The sequence below is a fragment of the Xenorhabdus stockiae genome, assembly GCF_002632825.1.
In the GTDB taxonomy this organism is placed as follows: Bacteria; Pseudomonadota; Gammaproteobacteria; order Enterobacterales; family Enterobacteriaceae; genus Xenorhabdus; species Xenorhabdus stockiae.
Genome location: NZ_NJAJ01000018.1, coordinates 54,412 through 73,136 on the forward strand (window position 1 = coordinate 54,412; position 18,725 = coordinate 73,136).

Sequence of the window (18,725 nt, forward strand, 5' to 3'; positions counted from 1 at the left end):
CTTTTCTTCAACAAAAAATATCGACATCTGATATTAATTTCAGTTAATTTAATTTTCTGAAGTTATAGTTCATTAAGTATTTTACATGGATATCGTCATCCAGCCTTATTATATTCCTTTGCATCAAGGTTAGCCTAAGGCGATATACATCTATTTTTCAAATGGATAAGAATTAAAGTCGGACTCTTATCAAGGAGAAATGAGAATGTTACATGAGAACTCTTCACAAATTACCTCAGCAATTCGTGATAAGCATCAACCTATTTCGAATACCTATCCTCTTAGCTCTCCTCAGCAGGCCATCTGGTTTGATCAGGCTCTTCGGCCTGACTCTTACGACTACCATATCAACATATTTATCTGTGTCGAAGGTGAGTTGAATGAAGAAATATTTGTCCGCGCCTTTGAACAGGTTGTTTATAGTAATGATTCTCTGAATCTGCAATTTATCAGTACACACGGCTTACCCGCGCAAAAGGTTGTCAGGCAACAATCTATTACCATGGATATCCTCGATTTTTCATCATATTCTGATGCAGAAATCCGAGCGAAAGAGCATATAAATGCTCAGTTGATACAGCCATTTAAACTGGATGATGTGCTGTGGCGAGCCAGTTTACTGCGAATAAGCAATACCTGCCGATATTGGCAGTTTTGCTGCCATCATTTGATTATTGATGGTGCAGGTATGTTCATATTCTCTGAAAAACTTCTCGATACCTATAACCGACTGGTGCAAGGGGAAATACCGGATAAGGTTGCTTTCTCTTATCTGGATTTCGTTGGAGATGAGCTCAATTATTTTTCTTCAGAACACTATTCTCACGACATGCAATTCTGGTTACAACGGTATGAAAAATTACCACCTCCATTACTTAAACCCGTCCACGTCAGTCATCCGTCAAGTGAGAAACCACCCGCACCTGTTGCCACACAACCCGTTATCTGGCCACTGGAACAGGCTCTTTTTAAGCGCCTAGAAAAAGCTATAGGCGGGCGGAGACGACCACTCCTGTATTTTATGTATGCTGTTCTGGCCTGTTATTTTGCACGGACAACAGATATCAATGAAATTGTTATAGGTGTTCCCCTACATAATCGCAAAAATCCAAAACAAAGGCAGACTGTAGGGATGATTGCGGCAGTATTCCCGATTGGCATCACCATTGAGCCAGAAGATACTTTTCATGATCTCATGGATAAAGTCGCCGCTGAAATGCAGCGTTGTCATAAACACCAACGTTTCCCGATTGTAGAACTTAACCGACAACGCCATTCCCGGCAAAAAGCGGAGAATACGAAGTTATTTCATATCACCTTATCTCTGGAATCGATTGAAGTTAATTTGGGAATAGAAGGACAGGATACCAAAATCAAGCTTTTTGACATGCAGTCCGGGATACCTTATCCACTAACTGTAAAAATAAAGCAATATACAAATATAGCCTGCTCTAATAATACCCCCCCTCCTATTTCCATTGAGCTCCATGCTTCTCCTGATTATCTGAGCCATCAGGAACTCATAACACTCCGCTCCCGCCTTGCCGTTCTGTTTGATGCCGCTCTCACTACACTGGAAACACCCTCCCTAAAAAATACGAAAATAGTTAACCTGCCTATTCTGTCCGATATCGAGCGTCAGCAGGTATTAGTGGATTTCAACACCACTCAGGCGAAATTTCAGCAGGATGCCCTGATTCATCAGTTGTTCGAAGCACAAGTACAACGCACTCCAAATGCGATTGCTTTGGTTTTTGAAAACCAGTCATTAACCTATGCCGAGCTGAATAAACGAGCTAATCGTCTGGCACACCACCTGATTACGCTTGGTATCCGGCCTGATGATCGTGTCGCTATTTGTATTGAACGCAGTCTGGAAATGATGGTCGGGTTATTGGGGATCCTCAAGGCTGGTGGTGCCTTTGTGCCCCTCGATCCGGCTTATCCGAGCAACAGGCTGATATATATGTTCAATGATGCAGAGCCTGTCGCGCTGGTGACTCAATCAGCAATAACAGAAAAATGGAATAAGAACCTGCCAACCATACTGCTTGATAACCCGCCATATTCAGTTTTAGATGAAAACTCGGCAGAAAACCCGAATATTCAGGCACTGGGACTCACCTCCCGTCATCTGGCTTATGTGATTTATACCTCCGGTTCAACAGGGCAACCAAAAGGTGTCATGGTTGAGCATCGCAGCCTGTGTAATCTGCTTACAACTCAGCAGAATCTTAACATCACGCCAGAAAGCCGGCTTTTACAATTTGCCTCAAATAGTTTCGATGCCTGTATTTGGGAATGCGGCATGGCATTACTGGCCGGAGCGCGTCTCTACCTCGCCAGACGGGAAGACCTTCTGCCCGGAAAAATCCTGTCTCATTATTTAGAAACTCATGCCATTACTTTTGCACTGTTATCCCCCAGTGTACTGGCGACAATGGATTCTCTTCCTGCAACGCTGCAAACTCTGCTCGTGGGAGGTGAAGCGTGTCCGCCTACGTTGGTTAAGCGCTGGGCGCAAGGGCGACGGATGATCAATGCCTATGGCCCGACAGAAACAACTATTTGTGCCACCTTGTACCAGTGTGACAGTCAGGAAAGCAAAGCACCTCCGATCGGCTATCCCATCGCCAATACCCAAATTTATATTCTTGATAAATACCACCAGCCCGTTCCTCCAAATATTACAGGAGAGATTTATATCACTGGTGCCTGTGTTGCCCGTGGCTATCTGAACCGTCCCGAACTGACTGCCGAACGTTTCCTCGCCGATCCGTTTTCTGCTGATAGCGGGGCTCGTATGTATAAAACCGGCGATCTGGGACGGTGGCTGCCAGACGGTAGAATTGAGTATCTCGGCCGCAATGATTTTCAAATTAAATTGCGTGGCCTGCGTATTGAGCTGGGTGAAATCGAGGCGAGGCTACATCAGTGTGATGGCGTACACGAAGCCGTGGTACTGCCTTATGACAATACTTCTTGTGAGGCGCTTGCCGATCAAGACGCACCGGATGAACATAGTTCAGTATCAAAACATCTGGTTGCCTACCTGCTGCCTGAAACCAATGCCAGACTGGAACCCATGGCGCTACGGCAACAACTCTCGCAACACCTTGCAGAATATATGATACCCAGCGCCTTTGTGACACTTGATGCTTTTCCTCTGACTCCCAGTGGAAAATTGGATAGACAAGCTCTGCCCAAACCCGATCACACTTCAATCGTCACACGCAGTTATCAGGCTCCCGTAGGAGAGCTTGAAACAGCGCTGAGCCAACTCTGGCAAAAATTGCTCGGAGTGAAATATATCAGCCGCTACGATCACTTTTTCGAACTGGGCGGGCACTCACTATTAGCGGTGAGTCTGATAGAGCAACTAGGGAATATGGGCTGGGTCATCAGCATCCAGACTGTATTCGCTAAACCAGTACTGAATGAGATGGCTCAAGCGATACTCTCAGCTCAGCAGTATGCCACTCAGGGAAATATGAAGCAGGAACACATACCTGCATTCACTGTACCCGCTAATCTCATTCCTGACGGCTGCACTGCCCTTACTCCCGACATGCTGACTCTGGTTTCTCTGTCTCAGCATGAGATTGATACCATTACTGCTGCCATTCCCGGAGGCGCGGCCAATATTCAGGATATTTATCCGCTCACTCCGCTACAGGAAGGGATTTTGTTCCATTATCTGTTGCAGCAACAGGGCGATACTTACCTGCTACGCAATTTGCTTGCCTTTGACAGCCGTGAACGACTGGACAGCTTTTTGTCAGCCTTACAACAGGTTATTAATCGTCACGATATTCTGCATACTTCTATCTTCTGGCAAGGATTGGAACAACCCGTTCAGGTTGTCTGGCGTCAGGCTCTTCTGAGTATTAAGACATTTTCGCCAAATCGTCATTTAACAAATAGTGAATCGGATATTCCTGAACAATTACGGGCACACACTGATCCTCATCAGTATCGCCTTAATATCAGTCAGGCTCCGTTATTCTCTGCTGACATTGTTTATGATCCATTACGTGATGAATGGTTACTGGCATTGTGTATCCATCACTTAGCCTGTGATCATGTAACACTGGAAAGTATCATTAATGAAATCAGCGCATTATTAGACAGTCATGCTCAAGAACTGTCTCCGGTATTACCTTACCGCAACTTTGTTGCCCAAGCCCTGAATGTTCCGGCCTCAGCTCATGAAGACTATTTTCGTGAAGTCCTCTCTGATGTGGAGGAACCAACGGTATCTTTCGGGATACTGGATGTTCATAGCGGAAATAAAGAAATCGCAGAGGCCAGACAATCTATTGATGCCAAATTAGCCAAAGCTATCCGTACACAGGCCAAACGTCAGGGAATAAGCCCCAGTATCCTGTTTCATACCGCGCTGGCTATGGTTCTGGCAAAAGTCAGCGGGCGCGATGATGTCGTATTCGGCACGGTTTTATTAGGGCGAATGCAGGGTAGCACCGGTATCAATCAGGCGATGGGTTTGCTTATCAATACCCTGCCTATCCGGGTTAAACTGGCGAATAACAGCGTACAGGCGACTATTCAGGAAACCAGCCACAACCTGATAAGATTGCTTGAACACGAGCAGGCCACTCTGACACAGGCTCAGAACTGTAGCGGCGTTGCGCCCTCTGTATCGCTCTTCAACACCCTGCTTAATTATCGTCATAGTCAGTCGAATTTCACTTTTAATAAATGGGAAGGGATTCGTTTGCTGATGCAGGAAGAGAGAATTAACTATCCGTTTGGTCTGTTTGTGGATGACTGGGGCGATGGATTCAGTCTGGTTGCTCAGAGCGTATCAGATATAGAACCCGTTCGTCTGATCAACTATATGACCACCGCTCTGACGGGGTTGGTCAATGCGCTGGAAACCGCACCCCACCAGCCAATTCTGAATATTTCGATTTTGCCAGCCAGAGAGCGTCAACAACTGCTGGTGGATTTCAACACAACACAATCCTATCAGGAAACACAAAATTACCCGAATTTGGTATTTCCTCTCCATACAGCTACCGTTTCCCAGCAAAAATTTATTCATCAGTCAATTGAAAAACAGGCTCAGCATATGCCTGATGCAATTGCGGTGATCTTTGAAGAACAGTCATTAAGTTATGCCGAACTAAACCGTCAGGCCAATCGGATTGCTCATTATCTGCTGACCCTCGGTGTACGTCCTGACAATCGGGTAGCCATCTGTACTGAGCGCAGTCTGGAAATGATCGTAGGATTGCTCGCAATTCTAAAAGCCGGAGGAGCTTATGTTCCGCTCGATCCCCACCAGCCAACTGAACGTCTGGCTTACATGCTTGAAGATTCGGCACCTGTTGCCCTGCTCACTCAAACACCCTTTGTTAATCTCACAAATCGGCTGACCGATAGCATACCGATTGTCAATCTGAGCAATTGTGAATGCTGTATCGCAGATATGCCAGAGAGTAATCCAAACCCTGACACTCTGGGTTTAACCTCACACCATCTGGCTTATGTGATCTATACCTCTGGTTCAACCGGTGTGCCTAAAGGGGTGATGAATGAACATCGTGCTGTGATGAATAGTTTATTCTGGGCACAAAAAACGTATCAGTTAACACCGCAAGATCGGGTTTTACAGAAAACACCATTCAGTTTCGATGTTTCGGTCTGGGAGTTATTCCCCCCTCTGATGTTTGGTGCCCGGCTGATTCTGGCTCGTCCGGAAGGCCATAAAGATCCACATTATTTATTATCAGAGACAGAAAAACACAAAATTACCTTCATCCATTTTGTGCCCTCAATGCTACAGCTCTTTCTCAGTGCGATCCCCGCCGGTCGCTGTCTTTCGTTGCGTCATATTTTATGCAGTGGAGAAGCATTTCCTTATGCCTTACAGCAGAAATGTCTGGCCTATTTTGCCCACTGCCAGTTACATAATTTATATGGCCCGACAGAAGCAGCAATTCATGTCACTGCCTGGCAATGTGTGGCGGATCGGTATGTCGGTCGCATTCCTATCGGAAAACCCATCGATAATATCCGCATTTATCTGCTCGATAATCAGAAAAACCCGGTTCCTGTTGGTGTTTCAGGTGAGCTGTATATTGGTGGGATCGCTGTTGCCCGTGGTTATCTGAACCGCCCTGAGTTAACGAATAAGCATTTTATTTCTGATCCATTTTCTTCAGATCCTGATGCCCGTCTGTATAAAAGCGGCGATCTGGCTCGATGGTTACCTGATGGTAATATCGAATATCTCGGTCGTAACGATTTTCAGGTCAAGATACGAGGTTTCCGTATTGAGCTGGGTGAAATCGAAGCGAAACTGATGCAATGTCATGGTGTACGTGAAGCGGCTGTTATTGCCCGTGAAGACGATTATCATGAAAAAGCCGCTAATTGTGAAAAAGCCGTGGGTGATAAACAGTTAATTGCTTATCTGCTTGCAGAACCTGATACACATCTTGATCCCGCAAAACTAAGAGAACAACTCGCACAACACATTGCCGAATATATGCTGCCCAGCGCCTTTGTGATCCTTGATACCTTTCCATTAACCTCGAGTGGTAAACTCAACCACAAGGCACTGCCAATGCCGGATCAGGCTGCACGGGTAACTCGTCATTATCAGGCACCTATCGGAGCAACCGAAACAGAGCTGGCCAAAATTTGGCAAGAACTGCTAAAACTGGAGCAAATTGGTCGTTATGACAATTTCTTTGAGTTAGGCGGTCACTCCCTGCTCGCCATCCAGTTTGCCACGCGCATACGCCAGAAACTTGCGCGGGAACTGCCCTTACAGGAGATTTTTTCTCATCCTGTTCTGGCTGATTTAGCTGTGCTGATCGCCAATACTTCTGTGACAACTCAAACCACCATTACCGCCGCTGAACGCGACCAACTCCTGCCGCTCTCTTTCTCGCAACAGCGTCTGTGGTTTCTTACTCGCCTTAATAGCGAAATCAGTCTGGCCTATCAAATTCCGACTGTCCTGCATTTGAGCGGACATCTCGATCATGCTGCGTTTGCAACAGCACTTGACCATCTCGTCAGTCGACATGAAAGTTTACGTACCCGTTTTGTACTGGTGGATGAACAGCCTTATCAGCATATCGATAACGCGAATACCGGATTTTCTCTGACTCATCACGATTTACGCAGCTTAGATGAAACAACCCGCCTGAGCCGCATCAACGAACTGGTTAAAATCGAAAGACAAACACCGTTTGATTTCGCCAATGAATCCATGATTCGGGGCCAGTTACTGCAACTGTCTGATAAAGAACACGTACTGATCCTGATCCAGCATCACATCATTACTGATGGCTGGTCACTGGGAATATTGCTCCGCGAACTTAGCGCGCTCTACTCCACTGCTCTGGGAGAAAATAAGACTTCCTTGTCTCCGCTTTCTATCCAGTATGCTGACTATGCTGTCTGGCAACAAAAATGGCTACAAGGCGAGGATTTTGCTGTACAAAAAGAGTTCTGGCAAAACCAGCTTCAGGGAGCACCGGCATTACTGTCTCTTCCTACTGATTACCCACGCCCACCAGAACAAAATTACACAGGAGATCATATTCCTGTTCACTTGAGTGCTGATTTGCTCTCTGCACTCAAAGCGCTCGGACAACGCCAAAACACAACTTTGTTTATGACATTGCTCACTGCCTGGGGAATTGTACTTACCCGGCTAAGTGGGCAGAACGATATTGTTATCGGCACCCCCGTTGCCAATCGTTCACACAGTGAACTCGAAGGATTAATCGGCTTCTTCGTCAATACCCTGCCTTTACGTATCGAAACTGAACAGCGTCACTCCGTGGCGGATTTACTCACCCATGTCCGTGAGCGCTCGCTTGCAGCTTACGCTCATCAGGAGCTGCCTTTTGAACAGTTAGTGGAAATCCTGCATCCTGAACGCAGCCTGAGCCATAACCCAATTTTTCAGGTTATGCTGGCACTGAACAATACAACCATACCATCCCTCGAATTACCGGAATTATCCGTTTCATTAATGGAACAGCCGCACAGCACCGCCTATTTTGACCTGACACTGGCACTGACCGAAACTCAGGATGGACTCAGCGGTTATCTGGAATACGCATCAAGCCTGTTTGACAGAGCAACGGTTCAACGCATCGTGGGTTATCTCACCAATGTGCTGACAGCCATGACGTTAGACGAAACGCAGGCTATTAGCTTCCTGCCGATGTTATCGGTTGGCGAGCGTCAGCAATTATTGACTGATTTCAACAGTATTCCACCGGTTCAGTGTAATAAACCTGCCCAAAACCTTGTTACCGGTTTTTCACAGAATATGTTGATTCATCAACTGTTCGAAGAACAAGTACAACGTACACCCGATGCAACGGCAGTGATCTTTGAAGAACAATCATTGAGTTATGGCGAACTTAATCGCCTCGCCAATCAACTGGCCCACAGCCTGATTGCCTTTGGCGTTCGTCCTGACGATCGGGTGGCAATTCATGTTGAGCGGGGTCTGGATATGATTGTTGGCCTGCTTGGGATTTTAAAAGCAGGTGCCGGTTACGTTCCGCTTGATCCGGAATATCCCGTCGAACGGCTGACATACCAGCTCACTGACAGTAAGCCCGTCATCTTACTGACCCAGAAACACCTACAAACTCGCTTACCAATACAAAATATCCCCATCTGGTTACTGGATGATGAAACTCATCGGGATGATATGCAAAAACAATCTGCCGATAATCCTGACCGCCAGCAAACGGGAATTCAGCCACATCATCTGGCTTATATCATTTATACCTCTGGTTCAACCGGAAAGCCAAAAGGCGTTATGCTCGAACACCGCAATGTGGTCAGCCTCATTAGCGCTCACTGTCAAATTAGTGAACCCGCTCCGGGAGATCGGGTGCTCCAGTTTGTTACCTTCGCGTTTGATATTTCAGTATCAGATATTTTTCCTACTCTGGCCTCCGGCGCTACGCTGGTACTTCGACCTTCTTATCTCAAAGTACCGGACAGCACTTTTGTCGATTTTATCCGTGCACAGAAAGTCACGATCATTAATGTACCGACTGCTTTCTGGCATCATTGGGGACAGGAGATAAAAGCCGGACGCAGCGGTTTCAGTTCTTGCATTCACACTCTGATTGTTGGGGGGGATAAAGTAGAACCCCGCTGTTTAATAGACTGGTTCTCATGCCCGGAAACAGCAGACTGCCGCTGGTTCAACGCTTATGGCCCAACAGAAATCACCATTACAGCAACTGCGACCATGGTCAACAGGGAAATGATGATGGGCAGCAACAATCATATTTCCCCCATCATTCACAGTATCCCGATTGGGCACCCGCTCTCCAATACTTGCGTCTATATTCTGGATACGCTTGGTCAACCTGTTCCTGTCGGTGTAAGTGGCGAAATCCACATCGGTGGCATGGGTGTTGCGCGGGGTTATTTAAACCAACCAGAACTGACTGCCGAAAAATTTGTTGTTGATCCTTTTAGCAAGCAACCCGATGCCCGTATGTATAAGACCGGTGATCTGGCTCGCTGGCGCGCTGACGGTAATATTGAATACCTCGGACGCAATGACTTTCAGGTCAAGATCCGTGGTTTCCGTATTGAGCTAGGCGAAATTGAAACCAGACTGCTCCAGTGTCAGGGTGTACGTGAAGCTATCGTGCTGGCCCGCGAAGAGAGTTCTTATTCAAAAGCAGGGCATGATAAACGCCTTATTGCCTATCTTATCGCAGAACCCGATACAAAACCGGAACCTGCGGAGCTACGCCGACAACTTGCACAATATCTTGCTGACTATATGCTGCCCAGCGCATTTGTAATACTGGATGCGTTCCCGCTGGCCCCTAATGGAAAACTCGACCGTCAGGCACTGCCTGCACCGGAGCTGGCTGCTGTCGTTACCCGTACTTACATAGAACCGCAGGGTGAAGCAGAAACAGCGCTGGCTGAGATCTGGCAGGCATTATTGAGGTTGGAAAAAATCGGACGTTATGACCATTTCTTTGAACTGGGCGGTCATTCACTGATGATTATCAACTTAGTCGAACGACTACGCAGCCGTGGCTGGAGCCTTAATATCCGTGAGGTGTTCGTCACGCCGATTCTGGCTGAAATGGCAAAAACGATGCAAGTCACAGTGGATAACCCAGCGACATTCGCCATCCCTCCTAACCTGATCCCTGATAACTGTACCGCGATTACGCCTGACATGTTGCCGCTGGTTTCTCTGGCACAAGATGAAATTGATCTGATTGCTGCTGGTATTTCAGGTGGAGCCGCTAATATTCAGGATATCTACCCTCTTGCGCCATTACAGGAAGGTATGTTATTCCATCATTTGATGCAAACACAGGGAGATGTTTATCTACTACATACCCTGTTCGCATTCGATAGTCGTAAACGTCTTGATGATTTCCTGAACGCTTTACAACAACTCATTAATCTCCATGATATCCTACGCACCGCCATCTGCTGGGAAGGATTAGCTCAACCGGTACAGGTTGTCTGGCGTCGGGCATCCCTGCATATCAAGACCTTTATACCGGATACAGATAGTAGCGAAGGCATTCCGGCTCAATTGTTAGCGTACACTGAGCCTTGTCAGCACCGCCTTGATATCAGTCAGGCACCATTATTCTCCGTCGATATTACCTATGACCCACATCAGGATAAGTGGCTGATGGCTTTCTGCTGTCACCACATACTTAATGACCATATGTCGCTGGATCATATCATCGCTGAAATCAGGGAGCTGCTGCACCAACGCATTGAACCACTACCTCCAGCACTGCCCTATCATCACTTTATCGCCCAGTCTCTGCGTATGCCGATAGCAGATCACGAAGCCTTCTTCCGTGAAATGCTTGCCGACGTTGATACGCCTACCGCTCCTTTCGGAATATTGGACATCTACAGTGAAAACAGGCAGATAACTGAGGTCATCAAACCACTGAGTGCATCTCTGTCCAGAGACATCCGTAAGCAGGCAAGCCGTCAGGGAGTCAGCCCCGGCGTATTATTCCACGTAGCACTGGCACAGGTACTGGCAAAAATAAGCGGGCGGGATGATGTGGTCTTCGGTACTGTTTTACTGGGACGAATGCAGGGAAATGCCGGTATTGAACAAACGCTGGGACTGTTTATTAACACCCTGCCTGTGCGTATCCGGCTGGTAAAAAACAGTGTGCAGGAAACCGTGAAAGCAACCTATCGCAGCCTGACACAGTTACTTGAACACGAGCAAGCATCACTGGCACAAGCGCAGCGTTGTAGCAATATTGCACCGCCGCTGCCACTTTTTAACACGCTCCTGAATTATCGTCATAGCCAGCCAAACGTCACCAACACGCTATGGGAAGGCATACATCTGGTGACCGGCAAAGAAAGGACGAATTATCCTCTTTATCTGGCAGTAGATGATTTAAGTAAAAGCTTCCTGTTAAGTGCTCAGTCAGTTGCGGGAATTGATCCGGCTTATCTGATCACCTGTATGACCGCAACGTTGTCCGATCTGGTACAAGCACTGGAAAATGAGCCACAAAAACCGATCATGGATATTTCTACTCTGCCGCTCACTGAACACCGAAAATTACTGGGGGATTTTACTGCCGCTCAAACTGGCCTGCCACCCGCTATGCAAATTTCACCTCAACCTGCTGCTGTAGCTCTCGCCTATCAGGCACCGCTTGGTGATATAGAAATGGCACTGGCAGAGATATGGCAGGAATTGTTGGAGCAGGAACGAATAGGTCGTCATGATAACTTCTTTACATTGGGAGGCCATTCATTAACAGCAGTGAAATTATTAGCCCGCATGCGTAAACAGAATATGGGAATCCCACTCGCACTGTTGTTTTCTCATCCGACAATATGTGAATTGGCTGAAGTTATAAATCAAAGTTATTCTGTTGGAGTGAATCACTCAGATAGTCATTGTTAGATAAAATAAAAATGAATTAGCTCCACTGTGAGTTGGTGGAGCTAATTCAGTATTGATAAGCATCAATTTTCATTGATCACTACATCTAGAGCATATTTGTAGATAGATTAAAACTCTAAGTTACGAATAAAGCGGTAATCAGCCGATTCCGCCTTGAGACGGTACAAGTTAGCTGGGCGGCCTCTCTCATGGCGTTTCTTACCAGTATCAATCAATAAGTCAGCTTGCTCTAAACGGCGTCTGAAAGATTTTTTTTGTAATGTTTTGCCAATTAACACTTCATGGACATGCTGTAATTCCGTCAGTGTAAAAACTTCAGGTAGTGCGAATCCAGGTACGATGGAATACAGTGATTTCTGTTGTAGTCTCTCCCGGGCTTGCTGATACAACTGCGTATGGTCAAAAGCCAACTGCATTGTTTCTATTTCGTCAATAGGAACCCATTTAACGGATTCGACAGCATCAATATGATGTTCACAGGATTGATAAGCAATCAGCGCGGTATAGCATACAGTGACGGACCATCCTCGTTTATCGCGCTGGTTGTTACCAACAGTACATAGCTGTTCAATATAGGGAGGAGTCACGCCTGTTTTTTCTTTTAACTTCCTTAAGATCGTCTCTTCAAGAGTCCCATCTTTATCTTCGTCAACAAATCCTCCCGGTAGCCCCCACATACCTTTATCGGGATGGTTTGCACGCTCAACAAGGAGTACCTTCAGGGCTTCATCATGATAGGTAAACAGCACAGCATCGACACTCAGGAGGGGTGAAAGGTAATCCTTTCTATCGTAGTGGCTGAGATATTCGCTTTCATTCATTGTATTAATTATTACTGAGTTATTTTGGTTATCCATGAAGACGATCATACGTTAAAAAAACATTTTGTCATTAAGACAATTAATCCTTGATTAATTAGTGTCAATAAGACAATATTCAGTTATTGTCATAGAGACACTAACTGGAGATAGCTATGTTTAACATTAATTATTTCAAAGCAGACTCATCAACCTTCGTCATTAAATCAGTCAATGGTAAGGTAGTTAAACAAGGTAAAGGGATCAGTTTTTTGTACAACGCAGCAACAACCTCTATTGCGGCATTACCATTGAATGCTCTAGAAGCACCGTTTATTTTTAATCTTCAAACTGCGGATTTCCAAAGCTTACGTATTCAAGGCCAAATCACATTTCAGATAAAAAACCCAGAAAAAACGGCGGATGTACTGAATTACAACCTGACACAAGATGGTAAATCTTATGCTTCCGAAGACCCGTTAAAACTGAGTGATAGAGTGGTACGCAGTGCTCAGACATTGATTCAGGCAAAAATCCAAACGACATCAATGCGTGAGGCTTTGTTAATGAGCCAATTATTAGTAATTCATTTAAGTAATCAACTGAATACACAGTCAGCATTAGAAACTCTCGGTATTGATATTATCGATGTGTCGATTGCTGCAATCACACCTTCACCAGAAACCTTAAAAGCGCTTGAAGCTGAAGCGAGGGAATCGATACTAAAGGAAGCCGACAATGCTATTTATGCCAGACGAAAATTTTCTGTCGAGCAAGAACGTATGATCAAAGAGGCCGAGTTAGAAACGGACTTATCTGTACAGAACAAACAACAGGAAATCGAAGAGGCACGATTAGAAAATGAACGAACCCTGTTACGCGAAAGAGCAGAAATTGAGCAGGAAAAACTCATTGCAGAAGTGAATGCGGAAGCGAAGCGCAATGAACTTGTCGCGTTACGTGTTGAAAATCAGCGAACTCAGTCAGATGCAGATGCTTATGCTATCGAAGCAAAAATGAAAGCGTATCGCGAGTTGCCTGTTGAGAACTTGAAAGCAATGGCACTGGCTAAAATGAATCCAGAGCAATTAGTGGCAATGGCATTTGAATCTTTGGCACAGAATGCAGGCAAAATCGGTGAACTAAATATCTCTCCTGATTTATTCGGTCAAATGATGAAAAAAGGGACTAGAGCATGAATGGGATAGAGGATATTCGCTTTATCTTAGTTACCCGAAAAACCCGATTACAGGAACTGATCGAGCGTTTCAATACATGGCCACAAGCGAAATTTTATTTGGAGCATAATAATGTCGAATCCAATGATTATCTTGAAGAACATAACCACTACCAAAAACAGTTAACCCAAGCAGAGTCCGTCCTTAAAGCGTTAGGACGGTTCCAACTACTAGAAAGATCATTACTGCCGAGCTATCAGTTTTCTTCTCACGATATCGTGATTGTGATAGGACAGGATGGTCTGGTAGCTAACACATTGAAATACTTAAATGGTCAACCCGTGATTGCCATTAACCCTGACCCTACCCGCTGGGACGGTAAGTTATTACCTTTTGAAATGGGTCAGCTTCGTGATGTTGTTATGAGTACAATCAAAAAGAAGATGCCAAATAAATCCGTTACCTTTGCTCAGGCTACAACAAATGATGGTCAGACATTGTTAGCGGTGAATGACTTGTTTATTGGCCCCAAAAGCCACACTTCTGCACGCTATATGATCAAGTGGCGAGGGCAGCAAGAACTCCAATCTTCATCTGGCATCATTGTTTCAACAGGATTAGGCTCAACAGGGTGGTTTCAGTCTATCTTAGCAGGAGCTCAGGCCATCATGGGAGCAGATTATCACCCTTTGTCTCAGGGGTATGATTGGGGAGAGAGAAAACTTCAATTCAGTGTACGAGAGCCTTTTCCCAGTAAAACAACAGGCATACAACTAGTATTTGGCACGATTGAGGAGCATTCACCGTTGCAATTGGAATCGTTGATGCCTGAAAATGGTGTGATTTTTTCTGATGGTATCGAAGACGACTATCTACATTTTAATGCAGGTTGCATTGTGTCAATTGATATCGCAAACGTACAAGGACAATTAATTAGCTAGATTTAAGTGTATTAGTTCAGATAATACCTAATATATAGTGACTTGGATTAAAATCAGGGCAAAATATGAAATCATGGGTACAAGATACAAAACTTTCAGAATGTATTGGTCTAATAGGAAATAATAATACTGAATATTATAGAAAAGCGCTTATCGACTATGTTAATCAGTATCAGGATAATTTCCCATTCGACTTATTAGAAGAAGTCTGTCTCTACATGCAGAGAAAATCTGAAACGGGTGATATGGACTTCACTACCGTACCTAATGAAATCATTGATGCAATAGAGATTGGTTGTTATGAGTATTGCATGAGTTTGAATGAAGTCTCAGCAGCTTATAAGATATTGATTAAACCGCAACTACTCACCAGTACTGACATTAAATCTCTCATAAACCATATGCTCGAAGCCTTTTCTTGTAATTTTACTGAAGATAAGTTCTTCAATCAGGAAATACAAAGATTAAACAGTATATTCATGCTACAGAACCACCAAGAACAAAGGTAATGTGTCGATAATCAAGACCCTGTTTCTAAATTTATGTAATTTACTGTTTTTAATAAATTTTATTTATCAACTAAAACAGGTAAAAAGATGGACGAGAAACAGTTACAAGCCCCTGCTACTGAGCTGACTAAAAATCTCAAAAACGCCAGAAGATTTAAGTCAGCTCTCCCATTTCCTCAAAAACTGACCGTTGAAACGCTAATAATATCTTGGATTGCTAAGGGATTTAATCTGGTGATGGAACGTTCTCACCTTGAAGATTACATATTTATTAATTTCATGCTGAAGACGGGGTATATTAATGAATCACATCACAGAGCATATATGCAATTATGGGAAGAAATAAATCATATTATTCCTGTGCCAGACCTTATCGTTTTCCTTAATTATTCCGCAGAACATTCTCTTCAACATTTACATGCTGATGAAACTCACGGTATCCGCCCCAAAGAATTTCCTGATGAAGTGACAAAAATTAAATGGATAAAAGGCTGGCATGATGAGTATCAATATTTCTTGAATAGTCTTCCCGAAAATCTCCGGAGCAGAGTGATGGTTTGCCAAGGCCCGGATAATATTAACGAATTTTCTGATATAGTTATCAATAAAATAAATATGCTGCGGAGATGATATGCGTCAAAGAACAATTGTCTGTCCTATTATTCAGAATAATGGCGAATACCTGCTTTGTAAAATGGCATCTGATCGTGGTGTTTTTCCGGGTCAGTGGGCATTGTCCGGAGGAGGAATGGAACCCAACGAAACAATGGAAGCAGCACTGAGACGAGAAATCAGGGAAGAGCTGGGCGAAGCTCTGGAAATAACGGAAGTGAAACCTTGGGCTTTTCGTGATGATATCCGGATTAAAACGTATCCGGATGGCACTACCGAAGAAATTTACATGATTTACCTTATCTTTGACTGTATCAGTACCAACCGGAACATTACATTCAACGAAGAATTTCAGGAAATTGCGTGGGTGTCACCAGAAGCCATGAAAACCATGGATCTGAATGAAGCAACACGGGTTACCTTCACCCAGAAAGGAATCATCTGATAAATTCCACCGGCTCATCCCAGCCATCCATGATGAAGGCAGGGGTGGGCTAAACAACTCTAACGCTGCAATCTACAGATCTCAGAAGTATGCTGCATATCATCACCAGACCGGAATATAGAGTCAGAGTTGTGGTTCCCGAACTCTCGGCATTTGCTACCCTGTATCCGCAACTACACATCCAGCGAATTTCTTCATCAAAAGATGAGTGGCTCAAGAGAAAAACGGAGTGAAGACAAACTTATCCCGAACCCCATCTGAAAAATTAACAACCTTCAGCTTAGAACTTGCCAAAACGTATTGCGTGATTTTACATCAAATACGCTAAAAAACTTTTGCCATTCTGATCCGACGAGCTAGAAAAATCCCACCTCATACGTTCCGCAGATTAGAGTAATCAGACTTATTGATGATCCGAGCGCTTGTCAGGCTCACCTTCGGGTAGAAACATCAACATATAGCCGTTCATCAAAAACATATTCACTTAAACAAATGTATTATTGACGAGTCGTTACTCCTGAGTATGATATTCAGTTCAGAAATAGGAGTATTTATGACTCAGCTTACCCCACTTCATTTTTTCAAATATCTTTCGGATGAGACACGCCTGCGCATCATGTTGTTGCTACGTGAGACCGGCGAGCTGTGTGTTTGCGACATCTCAACGGCACTTCAGGAACCGCAGTCTAAAACTTCTCGCCATCTGGCTATGCTTCGCGAAGCCGGGCTGCTTCTAGATAGACGTGAAGGCAAGTGGATTTACTATCGTTTGTCTCCACATATCCCTGTCTGGGCAGCTAATGTCCTTGAACAGGCGTTTCAATGCCAGCAGGCTGAGATAGCTCAGTTGAGTACGCGACTCCAGAAGATCAACTCGACAACAAGCGGTAAATCCTCCTGTCAGTAACAAGAAAAAATTTATTCAAACATATTCGATTTTTCACATGTGTATATTTAGGAGAAAACTATGTGGCTTGCAGGGGCAATTTTTGTTCTGACTCTGATTCTGGTGATATGGCAACCAAAGGGGCTTGGCATTGGCTGGAGTGCCGTCATTGGTGCCACACTTGCCTTGATCACAGGTGTTGTGCATATCAGTGATATTCAAGTGGTGTGGCAAATTGTCTGGAACGCAACGGCCGCCTTTATCGCTATAATTATCATCAGTCTGTTGCTTGATGAATCGGGTTTTTTTGAATGGGCAGCCCTGCATGTTGCACGTTGGGGAGGGGGTAAAGGCCGTTGGCTTTTCACCTACATTATCTTGCTCGGAGCCAGTGTTTCCGCACTGTTTGCAAACGATGGTGCGGCATTGATTCTGACTCCGATAGTGATTGCGATGCTTCTGGCGCTCGGTTTCAGCCGGGGAGCCACGCTGGCATTTGTCATGGCAGCCGGATTTATTGCCGATACAGCCAGTTTACCTTTGATCGTTTCTAATCTGGTGAATATTGTCTCTGCTGACTTCTTCAAACTGGGATTTCATGATTATGCCTCAGTAATGGTGCCGGTTGATATCGCCGCTGTCACCGCCACGCTTGCCATGTTGCACTGGTTTTTCCGCAAAGATATTCCGAAGACCTATGACGTTGCGAAATTGAAATTACCGCGTGAGGCTATTCGTGATGTGCGCACATTCAAAACTGGTTGGATTGTGCTCGCCCTGTTGTTGATGGGTTTCTTTGCCCTTGAGCCTTTAGGCGTCCCTGTGAGTTTGGTTGCCGCTGTCGCCGCTCTTGTCCTCTGGCTGGTTGCTCGCCGAAGTCATGTGATCAATACGGGTAACGTACTGAAAAAGGCACCCTGGCAAATCGTTATTTTTTCACTTGGGATGTATCTGGTGGTGTACGGCCTGCGTAATGTCGGTCTCACCGATGTTCTGTCTGGCATACTGAATACCTTAACTGATTACGGCCTTTGGGGAGCGACACTGGGCACCGGTTTCCTGACAGCAATTCTGTCATCGGTGATGAATAACTTGCCTACCGTTCTGGTTGGTGCACTTTCTGTTGAATCCAGTATGGCAACGGGTGTTATCAAAGACGCTATGATTTACGCCAATATTATTGGCAGTGATCTGGGACCTAAAATCACGCCCATTGGGAGCCTGGCGACGTTACTTTGGCTGCATGTTCTCGCGCAGAAAAATATCATCATCTCATGGGGCTATTATTTCCGCGTCGGGATAGTAATGACCATTCCGGTTCTTTTTGTGACGTTGTCTGCACTGGCACTGCGCCTGTCGTTTTAATAAGCCTTTAATTATGGGCCGGATCTCCCGCTAAACAGAAAG

8 protein-coding genes and 1 pseudogene are annotated in these 18,725 nt (G+C 45.0%); 8 read left to right on the plus strand and 1 reads right to left on the minus strand.

The window, feature by feature from the left end:
* The first annotated feature begins 205 nt into the window (after positions 1 to 205).
* The gene (locus tag Xsto_RS10950) at positions 206 to 11,950 is read left to right on the plus strand and encodes a non-ribosomal peptide synthetase (RefSeq protein ID WP_099125076.1); all 11,745 of its coding nucleotides are present in this window, start codon (positions 206 to 208) and stop codon (positions 11,948 to 11,950) included.
* 107 nt (positions 11,951 to 12,057) lie between these two features.
* On the opposite strand, the gene Xsto_RS10955 is transcribed toward Xsto_RS10950, so the two are convergent.
* Positions 12,058 to 12,771 (minus strand): NUDIX domain-containing protein, encoded by a 714-nt coding sequence (locus Xsto_RS10955; RefSeq protein WP_099125092.1) that lies wholly within the window; start codon positions 12,769 to 12,771, stop codon positions 12,058 to 12,060.
* A gap of 152 nt (positions 12,772 to 12,923) precedes the next feature.
* On the opposite strand from Xsto_RS10955, the gene Xsto_RS10960 reads away from it, so the two are divergent.
* The 7 genes and pseudogenes from Xsto_RS10960 to Xsto_RS10990 all read left to right on the plus strand — a co-directional run bounded on the left by Xsto_RS10960 (position 12,924) and on the right by Xsto_RS10990 (position 18,683).
* The gene (locus tag Xsto_RS10960) at positions 12,924 to 13,946 is read left to right on the plus strand and encodes an SPFH domain-containing protein (protein WP_099125077.1); all 1,023 of its coding nucleotides are present in this window, start codon (positions 12,924 to 12,926) and stop codon (positions 13,944 to 13,946) included.
* On the plus strand, positions 13,943 to 14,866 hold the full coding sequence (locus Xsto_RS10965) for a diacylglycerol kinase catalytic domain-containing protein (RefSeq protein ID WP_099125078.1): 924 nt from the start codon (positions 13,943 to 13,945) through the stop codon (positions 14,864 to 14,866). The genes Xsto_RS10960 and Xsto_RS10965 overlap by 4 nt, the downstream gene beginning before the upstream one ends.
* A gap of 65 nt (positions 14,867 to 14,931) precedes the next feature.
* On the plus strand, positions 14,932 to 15,375 hold the full coding sequence (locus tag Xsto_RS10970) for a hypothetical protein (protein ID WP_099125079.1): 444 nt from the start codon (positions 14,932 to 14,934) through the stop codon (positions 15,373 to 15,375).
* Positions 15,376 to 15,462: 87 nt separating this feature from the next.
* Positions 15,463 to 16,005: pseudogene (locus tag Xsto_RS10975) on the plus strand (deoxynucleoside kinase).
* Position 16,006: 1 nt separating this feature from the next.
* Positions 16,007 to 16,432, plus strand: coding sequence for a nucleoside triphosphatase NudI (nudI, locus tag Xsto_RS10980; protein WP_099125081.1), 426 nt, complete (start codon positions 16,007 to 16,009; stop codon positions 16,430 to 16,432).
* Positions 16,433 to 16,985: 553 nt separating this feature from the next.
* A complete protein-coding gene (locus Xsto_RS10985; RefSeq protein ID WP_099111987.1) occupies positions 16,986 to 17,339 on the plus strand; it encodes a metalloregulator ArsR/SmtB family transcription factor in 354 nt (117 codons plus the stop codon).
* 60 nt (positions 17,340 to 17,399) lie between these two features.
* Positions 17,400 to 18,683 carry an arsenic transporter gene (locus tag Xsto_RS10990; protein ID WP_099111988.1) on the plus strand — a complete coding sequence of 428 codons (1,284 nt, stop codon included), beginning with the start codon at positions 17,400 to 17,402 and terminating at the stop codon, positions 18,681 to 18,683.
* The last annotated feature ends 42 nt before the right edge of the window (positions 18,684 to 18,725 follow it).